Consider the following 16,836-nt stretch of genomic DNA (forward strand, 5'->3'; position numbering starts at 1 on the left):
TCGAACCGATCCGTTCCCGCAGTATGGCCAACGAAGCAATCACCACGGATTCCCTTGCGGTCGCCGAGCGCGTGCGCGAGCTGATGACCCGACACGGCATCGGCAAGCGTCAGCAGACGACCGAGCTCTGTCGCATTCTCGACCTGAGTTTCTCGCAAGGGCATCGCAAACTGCGCGGCAGCAGTCCCTGGACGCTCGCGCAAATCAAGAAAGTCGCCGAAGCCTACGGCGAGCCCGCCGCGCAGCTGTTCGGCGCGCAGGCGCTCGACCCCGGCATGGTCGGCGCATGCGCGCGCGACGCGGTGCTGTATGCGGGCATCGCCGAGATTCCGTGCACTGCATGGATCGGCGGCCTGCTCGACTCCGGCGCGCGCCCCGAGTTCGTCGCGTACGAGCAGCAAGGCCGCTGGCGCGTGCTGCGCCACACGGGCGTGCTCTACCAGAACGCGTACGACGTTCACAAGATCGAAATCTATCCGCGCCGCGCGGAAAGCGACAGGCTGCTCGTCGCCGTGATCGACGCCGACAGCGTGAGCGCCGACGAAGTCTGCCGCTATCTCGACGAGCAAGGCTTCGTGACGGCCCGCTTCGGCAGTGTCGGCACGTTCGTCGACGCGCTGCAGGGCCAGGCGTTCGACGCCGTCGTCACCGAGTGGATGTTCGACGGCCGCAGCGCCGCCGACGCGATCCAGGCCGTGCGCGCGTCCGACAATCCGGGCGCGCCGATCTTCGTGCTGACGGGCGATCTGCTGACGGGCCGCGCGAGCGAGACCGAAATCAGCGAAGTGATCCGCGTCTACGACGTCGTCTGCTACGAGAAGCCCGCCCGCATGGCGATCCTGAGCGCCGATCTCGCGAAGCGTCTGTCGCGCGCGTGACGACGAAAGCGCGCGGCATGCGCGCCGGCCCGCGGATGTCGGGCATGCCGCGGCGGCCGTCGCCGCAACGAATTTTGAGATTGCGCCCCTTTCCGTGAAATCGCGACGTTCGTCGCCAACTCATCGCACCTCACTTCGCATTCGCGCCCGCACGGCTTGCGTCGCCGTTCCACGTCGTTCGATTCCCGTCCCGCTTGCGGCTGGTCGCGTCGATCGGCGCGCGCGCCCCGCGCCGCGCCGGCAGCGCCCGCGCGTCGAAACGCCCACATCGACGATATGTCGCGCACATGACATACCCGCTTCGATCGACACGATTATTCGTCCGTCGACATGCGGCCGTCGCCGCATCGAATTCGATCCGCCGCGTGTGCCGCTGCGCGCCCCGCCGCGAGCGTGTGCGTGACGCCTGCGCGCCGACTTCATCGCCGGCACCCGGGCGCGCCGCCGCGAACGCGCGCCCGACGAACGCGCATCGGCACATGCGCGCGTCGCGCATGCAAGCCGATTCATGTCGAACGCGCTCGCCCGCCCGTCGCGGGCCCGACCCGCCGCGCATACTGCGAACCGAACCGCCGTGCGCCCGCTGCTCACGCGTCTGCGTACAATAGCCGGCGATCCTTGCCCATCGCACGCACTGCCAGGACCCGACATGGCCCGCATCATTCCCGAAGACTGGAAGAATCTCGCCGCCACGGGCGCGGCGCAACGCGAGCGCGAAACGCTCGCGACGCTGGAGCGGACGCTGCCCGACGCATACACCGTCTACCACGGCGTGCACTGGACGCGCGCCGACCAGAATTTCTCGGTATTCGGCGAAGCGGACTTCGTGATCGTGAGCCCGGCCGGGCGCGTGCTCATGATCGAGCAGAAGGCGGGCTTCCTGCGCGAGACGCCGAAAGGGCTCGTCAAGGTCTATCTGCAGACCGAACGCAACGTGTCGATCCAGCTCGCACGCACGCTCGAAAACCTGCATCGGCGGCTCACCGCCGCGCTCGGCGCGGGCGCGTACGGCGTCGAGGAACTGCTGTATTGCCCGGACTACACGGTGAGGAATCCGGCGATCGCGGGCGTCGCGCCCGCGCGAATCGTCGACGCGACGCGCAAGCACGAACTCGCCGCGCGCATCGTCGACGCGCTGCCCGCCGACGAGCCGCCCTTTCCGAGCGCGGCGAAAATCCACCATTTCCTCGCCGACGAGCTGTCTCTGACGCCGGACACGAGCGCGCTCGTCGGCCAGGCGGACACGCTCGTCACGCGGCTGTCGGGCGGCCTCGCGGCCTGGGCGCGCCGGCTCGAGTTCGCGCCGTTCCGGCTGCGCGTGATCGCGACCGCCGGCTCCGGCAAGACGCAGCTCGCCGTGCAGGCGATGCGCGACGCGATCGCGGCGGGCAAGCGCGTGCTGTACGTGTGCTTCAACCGGCCGCTCGCGGATCACGTCGCACGAATCGCACCCGGGGGCGCGAAGATCGCGAACTATCACCAGCTCTGCGACTGGGTCGCGCGCGACGGCGGCCACGTCCCCGATTTCGGCGCGCGCGACGCATTCGGGCAACTCGAGACGCGCTTCGCGCAGACGCCGATCGCCGAGCGCTGGCAGTTCGATACGCTGATCGTCGACGAAGGCCAGGACTTCCAGCCGCCGTGGGCGGACGCGCTCGAGCGGCTCGTCGCGCCGGGCGGCGCATGGTGGTGGCTCGAGGACCCGCTGCAGAATCTCTACATGCGCGACAGCGTGCCGCTGCCCGGCTGGGTGACGCTCAAGGAAACGACGAACTACCGCAGCCCGCGCGATATTCTCGATTACGTGCGCGACGTCGTCGGCGGCGTCGAGCCGCTCGCCGCCGAACTCACGTCGGGCAGCCCGTTCGGCGGATCGGAGATCGCGATCTCCGCGTACGACGCGACGGACGCGGAATCGGCCGCGCAAGCGTGCATCGACGCGACGAAGCGCGCGATCACGCAGGCGCTCGCGCTAGGCTTTCGCAAGCAGGACATCGCGGTGCTCTCGTTCAGGGGGCGGGAGGGCTCGGCGTTCACGGCGCTCGACCAGCTCGGCCCGCACCGCGTGAAAAGCTTCACCGGCAAGTACGACCTGTTCGGGAATCCGGAATATCGGGAAGGCGACGTGCTGCTCGATTCGATCTATCGCTTCAAGGGGCAGGCGGCGCCGTGCGTGATCCTGACCGAAGTCGACTTCGACGCGTTCGACGCGCGAGCGGCGCGCAAGCTGTTCGTCGGCGCGACGCGCGCGACGATGAAGCTGATCGTCGTCGCGGCGCAGCGCGCGGCGCAACGGATCGCGCCGTCCGCGCCGTCCGCTTGACGGCGTCGACGCCGCATTCGCGCCGGACGCGGCCGAATCGCTTCGGCTGAGCGACGCGCGTGGATCGGCCGCCCATGCGGGCCGCATGGGCCCGCGGATCGGCCGACGCGGGCCGACGCGGGCCGACACTAAAACGTCAGACGACGACGCGAAACACGCCGACCGTGCGGCGCAGCCCGTCGGCCTGCTCTTCGAGCGACGCGGCGGCCGCCGCCGCCTGCTCGACGAGCGCCGCATTCTGCTGCGACACCTGATCCATCTGCGACACCGCGCGGTTCACCTGCTCGATGCCGTCGCGCTGCTCGTTCGACGCGGCCGAGATCTCGGTCATGATGCCCGTCACGCGCGCGATCGCGCGCTGGATCTCCTGCATCGTGTCGCCCGCCGAGCCGACGAGACGCGAGCCCGTCGCGACCCGCTCGACCGATTCGCCGATCAGCGCCTTGATCTCCTTCGCCGCCGACGCCGAGCGCTGCGCGAGCGTGCGCACTTCGCCCGCGACGACCGCGAAACCGCGGCCCTGCTCGCCCGCGCGCGCCGCCTCGACGGCCGCATTGAGCGCGAGGATGTTGGTCTGGAACGCGATCCCTTCGATCGTGCCGATGATGTCGGCCACCTTCTGCGAGCTCTGGTCGATCTCGGCCATCGTGCCGACCACTTCGCCGACGACGGTCGCGCCCTTCGTCGCGATGTTGGTCGCGCTGTCCGCGCAGTTCTGCGCCTCGCGCGCGTTGTCGGCGTTCTGCTTCACCGTCACGGTCAGCTGCTCCATGCTCGCCGCCGTCTGCTGCAGCGCGGCCGCCTGCTCCTCGGTGCGCTGCGACAGGTCAGTGTTGCCGGCCGCGATCTGGCGCGTCGCGGTCGCGATCGATTCGGAGCCGTCCGTCACCTTGCGCACCGTGTCCGACAGGCTGCGCTGCATCGTCGTCAAGCCGCTCACGAGCTCGGCCATTTCGTCGTGCGACGTCCAGTGCAGCTCGCTCGTCAGATCGCCGTCCGACAGGCGGCGCAGGTGCCCGAGAATCCGCACGAGCGGCTGCGTGATCGCGAAGTGCAGGCCGATCGCGCAGCCGAGACACGCGGCGAGACCGAACACGATCAGGCCGCCGAGCGTCAGCCGCAGCCAGCCGTACATCTGCTCCGCGTCGTCGTACGCCGCCTTGCCGTACGCGGCGCGCGCGTCGGCGAGCGCGGTCGTCGCCTTCGTCCACGCGACCGACAGCGGCGGCGCGGCCGTCATCATCAGGCGATCGGCATCGTCGTGGCGGCCCGCCTTCAGCGCGTCGATCATCGGCTTGATCGCCTCGTCGACGAGCGCGCGGCGCGCCGCGTTCGCCTGCGCGGCGAGCGCCTTTTCGTCGTCGCTGCGGGGCAGCGCGTCATAATCGCCCCAGCCGCGGTCCGACGCGGCCAGGTATTGCTCCGCCTTCGCGATCGTGTTCGCGGCGTCGGGCGCCTCCGGATGCAGGATCACGCGGTCGAGCGTCGTGCGCGTGATCGCGAGATTGAGGCTCGCCGACGCGAGCGCCGTCTTCGCCGCGAGCTGGCGCGTATAAGCGTCGTCGAGCGCGGCGTTCGAGTTCTGCATGCTGAAGAAACCGATCACGCCCGTGATCGTGAGCAGCGCGGCGACGAGCCCGAGCGTCGAGAAGATCCGGGTGCGAATCGAAAAACGGGAGAAAAAAGCGTTCATGACCAGGGAGAGTCGCAAATGGTAGCCGCCGGTTTGGGGGACAGTCGCCGGTATTACGGCCCGGCTTCCGAAAACTTGAGACGCCTCGCAGGGTGCGGCGACATGCCGCCCCGCCCGAACGCAGCCGTTACGACTCGTAACCGATGGAAATCTTTGTGACGAAGCAGATATTGACTAGTCAATCGATTATTTCTACATTCCGACTCGCTCCCAACGACAATGCGACTCCCCATGCATACCGACTCCTCCGCGCCGCCCGACCACGCCGATGCCGGGGGCCAGCGCGCATCCGTGCGGCTCACGGTCGCCGCGCTGCTGCTCGTGCTGCTGCTGTCGGCGCTCGATCAGACGATCGTGTCGACCGCGCTGCCGACGATCGTCGGCGAGCTCGGCGGCCTCGAGAAGCTGTCGTGGGTCGTCACGGCTTACCTGCTGTCGTCGACCGTCGTGCTGCCGCTCTACGGCAAGCTCGGCGACCTGTACGGGCGCAAGATCGTGCTGCAAGCGGCCATCGTGCTGTTCGTCGTCGGCTCGGCGCTTTGCGGACTCGCGCAGGACATGACGCAGCTGATCCTGCTGCGCGCGCTGCAAGGGCTCGGCGGCGGCGGGCTGATGGTCGTCACGATGGCCGCGATCGCCGACCTGATTCCGCCCGACGAACGCGGCCGCTATCAGGGGATGTTCGGCGGCGTGTACGGCATCGCGACGGTGATCGGGCCGTTGCTCGGCGGATTTCTCGTCCAGCACCTGTCGTGGCGCTGGATCTTCTACATCAACCTGCCGCTCGGCGCACTCGCGTTCGCGGTGATCGGCGCGGCGTTCAGGCCGCACACCGCGCACGTGCGGCACCGGATCGATTACGCGGGCGCCGCGTTCCTCGCGACCGCGCTCACCTGCGTCGTGCTGTTCACGAGCCAGGGCGGCACGATCCTGCCGTGGTCGTCGCCGCAGTTGTGGTTCACGCTCGCGTTCGGCATCGTCGCGACCGCGGGCTTCGTCTACGAGGAACGTCTCGCCGCCGAGCCGATCATGCCGCTCGAGCTGTTCCGCCATCGGACTTTCGTGCTGTGCAGCCTGATCGGCTTCGTCGTCGGCCTCTCGCTGTTCGGCTCGGTCACGTTCCTGCCGCTCTATCTGCAGGTCGTCAAAGGCTCCACGCCGTCGGAAGCTGGCATGCAACTGCTGCCGCTGATGGGCGGCATGCTCGTGACGTCGATCGCGAGCGGGCGCCTCATCACGAAGCTCGGCAAGTACCGCCTGTTCCCGATCGCGGGCACCTTCGTCGCGGGCGCGGCGATGCTGCTTCTCGCGACGCTGTCGCTCGACACGCCGCTGCGCGCGATGTATCTGTACATGGCGCTCCTCGGCGGCGGGCTCGGGATGGTGATGCCCGTCATCGTGCTCGCGGTGCAGAACACCGTCGAGTTCCGGCACCTCGGCGTCGCGACGTCCGGCGCGACGCTGTTTCGCTCGATCGGCGGCTCGCTCGGCGTCGCCGCGTTCGGCGCATTGTTCTCGAACGGGCTGCATGCGCGGCTCGCGGCCGCGCTGCCGCCCGACACGGAGCTGCCGCCGTCGCTCGGGCCGTCGGCGGTCCGCCAGTTGCCCGACGCCGTGCGCGGCGCGTATCTGCACGCGTTCGCGAGCTCGCTGCATTCCGTGTATCTGTGGGCGGCGGCGGTGATCGCGATCGCGTTCGCGCTCGCGTGGTTCGTCGAGGACGTGCCGTTCAGGAAGCGCGCGTGATTCGAGCCGACGGCGCGCGCGTCGGCCCGATCGATCACTTCGCGCCCTTCTTGCACGGCTGCGGGAAGAATTTCAGCTCGGCGCCGACGCGCAGCGCGTACACGATGTTGTCGTCGTCGAGGAACGCGACCCGCGCGCCGGCCGGCACGTCGCACGGCGCCTTCTCGTACATTTCGAGCTGATAGATCGACTGCTCGGCGGTCTGCGTCATGAAGCGGTCGTAGTCGACGAGCTTCTGCTTCGCGAAAAAGATCACGATGCCGACAAAGACGAAAAAGCCGACGAATCTGAGAATCCCGGTGATCACCGGATACGCGCTTTCGTCCTGTTTAATCAGGCCGGCGGAAAAGAAGGCCTTGGCCTTCGCGTCCATCGCGAAGAAAAAGAAGCCGTAGACCGGCAGAAACAGCACGGACGCCGCATACAGCGTCATCAGGATCAGCAGCCCGATGAACGGGATCGACAGAATCGCGACGAAGATTTCCGTATGAGGAAACTTCGACGGATCGACGCCGGCGATGCCGTTGATCCGCAGATTCGCGAGCGCGATCGACAGATTCGTGAGGCCCGTGAACGCGAGCAGCAGCAGGCCCTTGCCGATGTGCGTCGCGTAGATCCGCTTGTAGAGCGTCAGCGCGTCGTAGACCATCCCCGCGAACCAGAAGACGATTGCGAGCATCAGCAAGCCGACGAAGTTCCACCAGCGATGCAGCGGAAACGTCACGAAGTACAGCAGCACCACGAGCGCGCAATTCAGGTAGAGCCTTTGCCCCGTGTCGAGCTTCTGATAAGTGCCTTGCAGCCACGTGATCGCGCGATACAGGCGGGGCATCCGCACGCCGGCCCGTGCGGCCGGTCGGCCGGGCGCGGACGAAAGCTCGGGCGATGCGGCCGGAGCGGCCGGAGCGGCCTCTTCCGTCGAGCCACGCATGTCGGTCGAGCGGGTGGAATCGGTCGAGTCGATCGGCGCGGAAGCCGGCGCAGCCGCCTCGGTTGCCGCGGGTGCCGTGGTTTTCGTGGGCGCAGCGGTTGCAATCGCGGGCTTCGGTTGCGACTCCAACGATCGCGCGGGTTGCGCCCGCATCTCCGGCACCACATTCGTCGCAACCTCTGCGGTTGCGACATCTTCATGCGCGTGCCGCACGCCATGTTTCGATTCAACCGATCGCGAAACGGACTTCGCTTCTCGCGCGCCGGACGTGCGGCGCGCGTCGGTCTTCTTCTGGAAATCGGCGGGCCTCGTGTTTCGCTTGTTCATCGTGTCTTGATTATTCGGCTCGCCCAAATCGTCGCGAGCATTTTTTCATTACGCACTCGTATCGAGCGACGGCGTCCGCTTTCGTCGTTATCGTCGCTTTCGTCGCTACGCTATGCGCCTCGGAACGGCTGCGGATTATAAGATCGCCGGCGGCTTCGGACGCAACCGTCGAGGATCGCCGATCGAATGCGTTTCTCGGCGGCCGCGATCATCGCGACGCGCATCGTCATACATCGCACGCATCGTCCGCAATTCCGGCGCGCTGCGATCGAAGCGCTCGCTTTGCGGACATTTTTGAATGCGAGCATAGTAACGATTCCGCCATTCCCGCCCCGTTTTGCAATGAAGACATCCGGCACTCCCGCCCTTTCCGCCGCGATCGTTCGCGACGCCACCGAGCAGGACCTCGCAGCGATCCAGGCGATCTACGCGCATCACGTGCTGACGGGCGTCGCGTCGTTCGAGGAGACGCCGCCGTCCGTCGACGATCTGCGCGCGCGGCGCGAAGCGGTGCGGCGACACGGCCTGCCGTATCTCGTCGCGGAGCTCGACGGCATGGTCGCGGGCTACGCGTACGCGACGCCGTACCGGCCGCGCAGCGCGTATCGCTATGCGATCGAGGATTCGATCTACGTGAACGACGCGTGCCGCGGCCGCGGCATCGGCCGCGTGCTGCTCGCCGCGTTGATCGAGCGCTGCGAAGCCGGCCCCTGGCGGCAGATGATCGCGGTCATCGCGGACGGCGGACGCGGCGGCTCGACGTCGCTGCATCGCGCGCTTGGCTTCGAGCCCGTCGGCACGCTGCGCGGCGTGGGCTTCAAGCACGGCCGATGGATCGACACCGCACTGATGCAACGCGTGCTCGGAGACGGCGCGCGCAAGCCGCCCTCCGACGACGACGCCTCGCACTGAAGCGCGCGGTCGCGCTAAAATCGTCGCATGCCGAAATCGAACTCAACCACCCCCGCCGACGCCGCTCCGGACGCGTCGACGTTGAACGAATACACGGTCGACGAGCTCGCGCGCGTGTCGGACACGACGGTGCGCAACGTGCGCGCCTATCAGGATCGCGGCCTGCTCGCGCCGCCGCGCAAGCGCGGCCGCGTCGGCATCTACGACGATACGCACGTCGCCCGCCTGAAGGTCATCAATCACCTGCTCGCGCGCGGCTACACGCTGTCGAACATCCAGGATCTCATCAAGGCGATCGACGACGGCCACGACCTTCGCTCGATCCTCGGGCTCGAAAACGCGATCGGCGGCCGCTGGTCCAACGAGCGCCCGCAATCGTTCTCGCTCGCGCAGCTGATCCAGATGTTCGGCCCGCAGACGCCCGCGTCGCTCGGGCGCGTCGCCGAGCTCGGCCTGCTCGAGCGGCGCGGCATGTCGTTCGTCTCGAAAAGTCCGGCGCTTCTCGAAGCCGCGGCCGCGATGGTGCGCGAAGGCATTCCCGCGCGCGAACTGCTCGACGCGATCAGCATCACGCGGCCGTATTTCGATGCGATCGCGCGCGTGCTCGTCGAGCTCGTCGTGCGCCGCCTCGACCGCTACGACGAAGGCTCGCTGCCGCCGCCGACCGACGTGCCGGCGCTCGTCGACGCGATCTGGCGGCTGCGCCCGCTGTCGTCGGTGTTCGTCGAGGGCGAGATGAACCGGGCGCTCGAAGCGGCGTCGAGCGCGTACCTGGGCGGCCGCGTCGCGACGATCCTCGACAAGAAGCTGAGCTCGCAGGCCGCGCGCGACCGCGAATCCAAGCTCGAGCGAGCGGCGGCGAAGGACACGCCCAAGAAACGTTAGGCGCGCACGCGTCATATTGATATCGGCAATGCTTGGTTCGCGCGGGCGGCTGCCCGTGCGACGATTTCCCGACCCGAGCGGCGTGCGCGCCGCTCGCTTCTTTTCAACGTCGTGGAGATTGCCGATGATTCGCCCTGCCCGCTGGATTCCCCGAACCGTAGCCGCCGCGCTCGCGTCGCTCGTCGCCGTCGCCGCGTTCGCGCAGGACGACGCGGGCGGCAAGGTGTTGCGCGTCGGCTACCAGAAGGCGGGGCTGCTCGCGGTCGTCAAGGCGCAGGGCTCGCTCGAGGCGCGCGTGAAGCCGCTCGGCTATGCGGTCAAATGGTTCGAGTTCCCGGCCGGCCCGCAGTTGCTCGAGGCGCTGAACGCGGACAGCATCGACATCGGCTACACGGGCGCGCCGCCCGCCGTGTTCGCGCAGGCGAGCGGCGTGCGCTTCGTCTACGTCGGCGCGGAGCCGCCGTCGCCGCACAACGAGGCGATCGTCGTGAAGGCCGATTCGCCGCTGAAGACCGTGGCCGACCTCAGGGGCAAGAAAATCGCGCTGCAGAAAGGCTCGAGCGCGAACTACCTGCTGCTCAAGGCGCTGCAGAAGGCCGGCGTGCGCTACGACGAAATCCGCCCAATCTATCTGCCGCCCGCCGATGCGCGCGCCGCGTTCGAAAGCGGCACCGTCGACGCGTGGGTCGTCTGGGACCCTTACTACGCAGCCGCGCAGCAGGCGCTGAAGGCGCGCACGCTCGCCGATTACACGGGCCTGCCCGCCGCTTATAACTTCTACGAGGCGACGCGCGAATTCGCGACCCGTCACCCGGACGTGGTCGGCGCGGTATTGCAGCAACTGCGCGAAACCGGCCGGTGGGTCAACGCGCATCCCGCCGAGACCGCCTCATTGATCGCGCCGAAGATCGGGCTCGATCGGGCGCTCGTCGAAACCTGGGTGAAGCGCGTGCCGTACGGCACGACGCCGCTCGACGAGAAGATCGTCGCGTCGCAACAGGGCGTCGCCGACGCGTTTCACGCCGCGAAGCTGATTCCGCAGAAGCTGACCGTCGGCGACAACGTCTGGACCGAGCGCGACGCCGCCGCCGCGCTCGCGGCGAAGTAGGCGCGACGCCTCGCCCGCAGCCCGGTTAGAAGGATTCGTCCGTCCCCGATAACGCCTTCTTGCCGATAATGGACGGCCGCGCGGACGTCGAGCGTCGCCCGAGACGCCGCACCGCGCACCCGACGACACGCTGCGTGCGAGGAGACCGTCCGACCATGTTGTCCAACCTGCCCGCGCGCACGCGCGGCTTCTGGCTCGCCGCCGCGCTTGCCGCATTGCTGTACGGGCTGTCGCTCGGCCATGCTCCCTATCCCGGCCAGCCCGCCGCCAAGGCGGCGCTCGGCGTCCTGCTGTTCGCCGCGGCGTTGCGGCATTCGCCTGAGCGCGAGCGCGCGTGGCTCGGCGCCGCGCTCGCCGCGTCGGTGCTCGGCGACGTGCTGCTCGCGCTTCCCCAATGGCCGCCGTCGTTTATCGCCGGCCTCGGCGCATTCCTGCTCTCCCATCTTGCCTACTGCGCGCTGTTCGCGCCGTGGCGCGCCATGCCGCGCGGGCCGCGCGCGATCGCGCTCGTCGCGCTGTGGATCGCCGCCGCCGCGCTCTATGCCGCGTTCCTTCCCCATCTCGCCGCGCTCGCGGCGCCCGTGGCCGTCTACGTCGCCGTGCTCGGCGCGATGGCGAGCCTCGCGCTTAGCGCACGCACGCCCGGCCCGCAGATCGCGGCGGGCGCGCTGGTGTTCGTCGCATCCGATGCGCTGATCGGCATCGATCGTTTTCTCGGCGCGTTCAGCGGCGTCGATTATTTCATCTGGTTTTTTTATGCGGTCGCGCAATTGACCATTGCGTTCGGCGTGTTGCGACGCAAAACGAACTAATCGAATTCGCGTCGCAATCCTTAATTTATTAGGGACTGCGAGCAATTCTGCAACGCAACATCAGAATTCCGCGCGGCGCCGCGCTTTTTCTCGCACAAGCCCATCCGGCGGGCTTCGGCATCCGTTGAATCCCGCGCTTAGAGGGCTATGTCTACCCGGCTTGCGGTTTCGGTTTTCACGAACTATTGTTACATCCATCAATGTAACAGTAAAAAATGAGCCCAAATGGAGACGCTTGGATGAACGCGCGCAATATGTCCTTCGGTCCACTCGACAGCACAAATCACGAAGAAACCATCGATATCGCCATCATCGGCACCGGCTTTTCCGGGCTCGGCATGGCGATTCGCCTCCGGCAGACCGGCAACCAGGACTTCGCGGTGTTCGAAAAAGCCAGCTCGGTCGGCGGTACCTGGCGCGACAACCACTACCCCGGCTGCGCGTGCGACGTCCAATCGCATGTCTATTCGTTCTCGTTCGCGCCGAATCCGCGCTGGACGCGGATGTTCGCGCCGCAGCCGGAAATCCGCGCGTACATGGAAGACTGCGTGCAGCGCTTCAACGTCGGCTCGCACCTGCGTTTCAATCATGAACTCGTCAACGCGACCTACGACGAAACCGCGCATCGCTGGCGCCTGACGTTCGAGAACGGCAAGCGCGTATGCGCGCGCGTGCTCGTGTCGGGCATGGGCGGGCTGTCGCGCGCGGCGTACCCGAACATCCCCGGCATCGAGACGTTCAAGGGCGAAGCGTTCCACTCGCAGCACTGGAAGCACGACTATCCGCTCGAAGGCAAGCGCGTCGCCGTGATCGGCACGGGCGCGAGCGCGATTCAGTTCGTCCCGCAGATCGCCCCGCGCGTCGCGAATCTCGCGCTCTTCCAGCGCACCCCGCCGTGGATCATGCCGAAGCCGGACCGCTCGGTCAGCGGCTTCGAGCAGTGGCTCTTCCGCAATCTGCCGTTCACGCAGAAGCTGATGCGCGGCGGCATCTATTGGATGCTCGAATCGCGCGTGCTCGGCTTCGCCGTGCATCCGTCGACGATGAAGCTCGTGCAGAAGCTCGCGCTGCGCCACATCAGCCGGCAGATCTCCGAGCCGGAACTGCGCGCCGCGGTGACGCCCGACTACACGATCGGCTGCAAGCGAATCCTGATGTCGAACGACTACTATCCGGCGCTCACGCGCAAGAACGTCGACGTGATCACGACGGGCATCGAGCGCATCGAGGAAAACGCGGTCGTCACGACGGACGGCAAGCGCCATGAAGTCGACTGCCTGATCTACGGCACGGGCTTCCAGATCAACAACCCGTTCCCGCGCGGCACGATCGTCGGCCGCGGCGGCGTCGACGTCGTCGACGCATGGCGCGACGGCCTGCACGCGTATCTCGGCGCGACGGTCCCCGGCTATCCGAACTGGTTCATCCTGATGGGCCCGAACACCGGCCTCGGCCACAACTCGATGGTGTACATGATCGAATCGCAGATCGAGTACGTGCTCGGCGCGCTGAAGGCGATGCGCACCGAGCGCGCCGAGGCGATCGAAGTGCGTCCGCTCGTCGAGCTCGAATACAACAACCGCATCCAGAACAAGCTGAAGGGCACGGTCTGGTCGACGGGCGGCTGCAGCAGCTGGTATCTCGACCCCCGCACCGGCAAGAACACGACGCTCTGGCCGACCTTCACGTGGCGCTTCCGGCAGGAAACGGCGTTCTTCTCGATGGCCGACTATCACGCGTACTACGCGAACCCGCGCCAGAACGGGCAGCCGGCCCCCGCGCTGCCGAACCCGGCTGTCGCGCAGACGGCCGCCGAGACGACCGCCTGAGCCCCGAACCCACACGAGCCTACGACATGAAATCCTTCTCCAACAAAGTCGCTGCGATCACGGGCGCGGGCTCCGGCATGGGCCGCTCGCTCGCGGTGCAGCTCGCGCAACAGCAATGCCACGTCGCGCTCGCGGACAGGAACGCGGCCGGCCTCGCCGAGACCGAGCGGATCGTCCGCGCGCTCGCGCCGTCGGTGCGCGTGACGACCTGCGTGCTCGATGTCGGCGACCGCGCCGCGATGCACGCATGGGCCGACGAGACGGCCGCCGCGCACGGCCGCGTGAACCTCGTCTTCAACAATGCGGGCGTCGCGCTGTCGAGCACGATCGACGGCATGGAATACAGCGATCTCGAGTGGATCGTGAACATCAACTTCTGGGGCGTCGTGCATGGGACGAAGGCGTTCCTGCCGTATCTGAAGGCGTCGGGCGACGGGCACATCGTCAACACGTCGAGCATTTTCGGGATCTTCGCGCAGCCCGGCATGAGCGGCTACAACGCGACGAAATACGCGGTGCGCGGCTTCACCGAATCGCTGCGCCAGGAGCTCGACTTGATGAAGAGCGGCGTGTCGGCCACCTGCGTGCATCCGGGCGGCATCCGCACGAACATCGCGCAATCGGCGCGGCTCGCGCAGAACATGGTCGGCTTCATGGTCGAGAGCGAGCAGCAGGGCAAGGAGGATTTCGAGAAGTTCTTCATCACGACGGCCGACGAAGCGGCGCGCGTGATCTTGCAGGGCGTGCGCAAGAACAAGCGCCGCGTGCTGATCGGCCGCGACGCGCGCGGCGCCGACTGGCTCGCGCGCACGCTGCCCGCCGCGTACCAGCCGCTCGTCGTGCTCGCGACCAAGCTTCAGAGCGCGCGAGCGCGCCGCCGTGCGGGCCGTGCAACGCCGGCGCCCGCGCAGGCAACCTACAACACCGCTGGCAACCAGGGAGGAGAGCAATCATGACGACACCGCATATGATGCCGGTCCGGCGCGACATCCGCTTCGCGCTGCCCCCCGACCGTGTCTACGACTGGCACGTCCAGGGCGCGCCCGTCACGCACTTCATGAACGCGCTGTCGCTGCTGTTTCCGGCGGGCGAGCGCTTCTTCATGGATTCGGTGCGCAACTACCGCGACCAGATCCACGACCCCGAGCTGAAGAAGCAGGTCGCGGGCTTCATCGGCCAGGAAGCGATGCACACGCGCGAGCACATCGAGTACAACGATCTGCTGCAATCGGCCGGCCTGCCCGCGCACAAGCTCGACAAGCGCCTGTGGGCGCTCCTCGGCTGGGGCAAGAAAGTGCTGCCGCATTCGATGCAGCTCGCGATCACGATCGCGCTCGAACACTACACGGCGATTCTCGCGAACCAGCTGCTGTCGGGCCACGAACACCGGATCGACGGCTCGGTCGAAGGCTACAAGCAGATGTGGATGTGGCACGCGATGGAAGAAACCGAGCACAAGGCGGTTTCGTACGACGTGTGGACGGCCGTGATGAAGCCCGGCGTGAAGACCTACCTGCTGCGCACGGGCACGATGCTGCTGACGACGCTGATCTTCTGGACCGTCGTGTTCGATTTCCACGTGCGCCTGATGTTCGCGCACCGGATGCGCCACGGCAAGCTCAAGGGAATGTGGCGGCTCGTCAAGTATCTGTACAGCCCGAAGAACGGCGTGTTCGCGAACATCGCGCTCGAATGGCTCGACTACTTCCGGCCGGGCTTTCATCCGTGGGACCACGACAATCGCGTGTACCTGCAAGACCTCGACGCGCTGCTCGCGAACATCGACGCCGCGAACGAGCGCTACGCCGACCAGGTCGCGCCGCGCCGCGTGCCGCTGCACTCGTCGCCCGCGCATCAGCACGCGTAAGCGAACGAGCGATGGCGTCCGTTCGCGACACGCTGACGGTCCGCTCGGGCGACGTGCGCCTTGCCGTCTACCTGAGCGGGCCGCGCAACGCTCCGCCCGTGATTCTCGTGCACGGTTATCCGGATTCGGCGCGCGTGTGGGAACGCGTGCGCGAGCATCTCGACAAGCGCTTTCGCGTGATCGCGTACGACGTGCGCGGCGCGGGCGCATCGGATGCGCCGAAGCGCCGCGCCGACTACAAGCTGAGCCTGCTCGCGCAGGATCTGCTCGCCGTCGCCGACGTGACGTGCGGCGATCGCCCGTTTCACCTCGTCGGCCACGACTGGGGATCGATTCAATGCTGGGAAGCGGCGACCGATCCCGCGATCAACGGCCGGCTCGCGTCGTACACGTCGATCTCGGGGCCGTGCCTCGACCACGTGTTTCGCGCGCCGCTCAATCTGAAGCAGACGCTGAAGTCGTGGTACATCGCGTTCTTTCATCTGCCGCTCGTGCCCGAGCTCGTGTGGCGGCTGGGCGGCGCGAAGCTGTGGCCGCTGTGGCTGCGCAAGACCGAGCGCATCGCCGTCGACGCCGATCCGGATCAACTGCGCAACGGCCTGAACGGCCTCAAGCTCTACCGCGCGAATTTCATCGAGCGCGCCCGTCGGCCGCGCGAGCGCTACGCGCAGGCGCCGGTGCAGATCATCGTGCCGCGTTACGACCGGTATGTGACGCCCGCCCTCACCCGCCATCTCGATCGCTGGCTCGGCGCGCATCGCCGCGACGAAATCGCCGCATCGCACTGGACGGTGATTCGCGACGCGGCGCTGATCGCCGCGCGAATCGGCCGGTTCGCGACCGCGCACGAGCCGAAGCGGCATGCGGCCGCCGCCGCGAAATCCGGCGGCCAGCAGCGCGCGAATCAGCGCGCGTCGGCCGGCAAGCGCCTGAAAAGCGCTTCGTAGTCGAGCACGAGCCCGTCGCGATCGATTTCCAGTTGCGCGGTGAAGCCGCTCGCGACGCTTTCGTAGCGATAGACACGATCCGGCTCGATGCATCGGTACGCCTGTCGCATGCGGCCGACCGTCAGATCGGGGATCGAAATATAGACGACATCGATCGGCCGCCGCTCGTCGCGCGCGAGCCTCAGACGGCGGATCGGCAGCGTGTTCGTATACGGCGTCGCGGCGATGTCGACGTCGATGCTCCCGTCAAGCATCGCGAGCGGCTCGTCCGCCCCGTTGCGCCAGCGGCCCTCCCCGTCGCCGCGCAGCTCGAGCGCGCCGCCGCCCATCACCGTCACAATCACGTGCTTCGCCCGCCAGCCCTCGTCGCAGACGACGCGATAGGCGACACCATACGCACGCCCTTCGTCGCGCCCGACGACCACGCTCTCCGCGATGCTGCCGAATGCGTGTCGCTCGAACGCCAGATGCTCGATCCCGTCGTGCTCGAGCGACGCCCAACGCACTTCACGCATCGGATTTCTCCTCGATTGTCTCTGTTTTGTCTCTAACCTTCGATCGCTTGCGCCAATGCGCGC

Annotated in this window: 15 protein-coding genes; 12 read left to right on the plus strand and 3 right to left on the minus strand. The window is 67.5% G+C overall.

The window, feature by feature from the left end; all coding sequences use genetic code 11:
- Positions 1-23: 23 nt before the first annotated feature.
- A complete protein-coding gene (locus WS78_RS25025; protein WP_038744145.1) occupies positions 24-878 on the plus strand; it encodes a helix-turn-helix domain-containing protein in 855 nt (284 codons plus the stop codon).
- A 649-nt stretch (positions 879-1,527) separates the two neighbouring features.
- Positions 1,528-3,201 carry an ATP-binding domain-containing protein gene (locus tag WS78_RS25035; protein ID WP_059582490.1) on the plus strand — a complete coding sequence of 558 codons (1,674 nt, stop codon included), beginning with the start codon at positions 1,528-1,530 and terminating at the stop codon, positions 3,199-3,201.
- Positions 3,202-3,337: 136 nt separating this feature from the next.
- On the opposite strand, the gene WS78_RS25040 is transcribed toward WS78_RS25035, so the two are convergent.
- A complete protein-coding gene (locus WS78_RS25040) occupies positions 3,338-4,894 on the minus strand; it encodes a methyl-accepting chemotaxis protein (RefSeq protein WP_082717434.1) in 1,557 nt (518 codons plus the stop codon).
- Positions 4,895-5,125: 231 nt separating this feature from the next.
- Here WS78_RS25040 and WS78_RS25045 point away from each other — a divergent pair, with 231 nt between their 5' ends.
- On the plus strand, positions 5,126-6,640 hold the full coding sequence (locus WS78_RS25045) for an MDR family MFS transporter (protein WP_038744140.1): 1,515 nt from the start codon (positions 5,126-5,128) through the stop codon (positions 6,638-6,640).
- A gap of 34 nt (positions 6,641-6,674) precedes the next feature.
- Here the strand turns inward: WS78_RS25045 and WS78_RS25050 are convergent, their stop codons facing one another.
- Complete coding sequence (locus WS78_RS25050; RefSeq protein WP_226377321.1) at positions 6,675-7,676, minus strand: hypothetical protein; 1,002 nt, start codon at positions 7,674-7,676, stop codon at positions 6,675-6,677.
- On the opposite strand from WS78_RS25050, the gene WS78_RS37805 reads away from it, so the two are divergent.
- The 9 genes from WS78_RS37805 to WS78_RS25090 all read left to right on the plus strand — a co-directional run bounded on the left by WS78_RS37805 (position 7,570) and on the right by WS78_RS25090 (position 16,258).
- Complete coding sequence (locus WS78_RS37805) at positions 7,570-7,908, plus strand: hypothetical protein (RefSeq protein ID WP_226377340.1); 339 nt, start codon at positions 7,570-7,572, stop codon at positions 7,906-7,908. The genes WS78_RS25050 and WS78_RS37805 overlap by 107 nt on opposite strands.
- A 332-nt stretch (positions 7,909-8,240) precedes the next feature.
- Positions 8,241-8,810, plus strand: coding sequence for a GNAT family N-acetyltransferase (locus tag WS78_RS25055; protein ID WP_059582576.1), 570 nt, complete (start codon positions 8,241-8,243; stop codon positions 8,808-8,810).
- A gap of 27 nt (positions 8,811-8,837) precedes the next feature.
- Positions 8,838-9,695 carry a MerR family transcriptional regulator gene (locus WS78_RS25060; RefSeq protein ID WP_038744137.1) on the plus strand — a complete coding sequence of 286 codons (858 nt, stop codon included), beginning with the start codon at positions 8,838-8,840 and terminating at the stop codon, positions 9,693-9,695.
- Positions 9,696-9,819: 124 nt separating this feature from the next.
- Positions 9,820-10,803 carry a sulfonate ABC transporter substrate-binding protein gene (locus tag WS78_RS25065; protein ID WP_059582495.1) on the plus strand — a complete coding sequence of 328 codons (984 nt, stop codon included), beginning with the start codon at positions 9,820-9,822 and terminating at the stop codon, positions 10,801-10,803.
- A 155-nt stretch (positions 10,804-10,958) separates the two neighbouring features.
- A complete protein-coding gene (locus WS78_RS25070) occupies positions 10,959-11,615 on the plus strand; it encodes a lysoplasmalogenase (RefSeq protein WP_059582579.1) in 657 nt (218 codons plus the stop codon).
- A 239-nt stretch (positions 11,616-11,854) separates the two neighbouring features.
- The gene (locus WS78_RS25075) at positions 11,855-13,444 is read left to right on the plus strand and encodes a flavin-containing monooxygenase (RefSeq protein ID WP_038744133.1); all 1,590 of its coding nucleotides are present in this window, start codon (positions 11,855-11,857) and stop codon (positions 13,442-13,444) included.
- 26 nt (positions 13,445-13,470) lie between these two features.
- Positions 13,471-14,400 (plus strand): SDR family NAD(P)-dependent oxidoreductase, encoded by a 930-nt coding sequence (locus WS78_RS25080; protein ID WP_038744131.1) that lies wholly within the window; start codon positions 13,471-13,473, stop codon positions 14,398-14,400.
- Positions 14,397-15,311: a metal-dependent hydrolase gene (locus WS78_RS25085; protein WP_059582496.1), complete on the plus strand. Its 915-nt coding sequence runs from the start codon at positions 14,397-14,399 to the stop codon at positions 15,309-15,311. The genes WS78_RS25080 and WS78_RS25085 overlap by 4 nt, the downstream gene beginning before the upstream one ends.
- Before the next feature lie 11 nt (positions 15,312-15,322).
- Positions 15,323-16,258 carry an alpha/beta fold hydrolase gene (locus WS78_RS25090; protein ID WP_038744127.1) on the plus strand — a complete coding sequence of 312 codons (936 nt, stop codon included), beginning with the start codon at positions 15,323-15,325 and terminating at the stop codon, positions 16,256-16,258.
- Here the strand turns inward: WS78_RS25090 and WS78_RS25095 are convergent.
- The gene (locus WS78_RS25095) at positions 16,216-16,773 is read right to left on the minus strand and encodes a putative glycolipid-binding domain-containing protein (RefSeq protein ID WP_038744125.1); all 558 of its coding nucleotides are present in this window, start codon (positions 16,771-16,773) and stop codon (positions 16,216-16,218) included. The two genes, WS78_RS25090 and WS78_RS25095, sit on opposite strands and share 43 nt — an antisense overlap.
- Between the last annotated feature and the right edge of the window lie 63 nt (positions 16,774-16,836).

The organism is Burkholderia savannae (assembly GCF_001524445.2).
In the GTDB taxonomy this organism is placed as follows: domain Bacteria; phylum Pseudomonadota; class Gammaproteobacteria; order Burkholderiales; family Burkholderiaceae; genus Burkholderia; species Burkholderia savannae.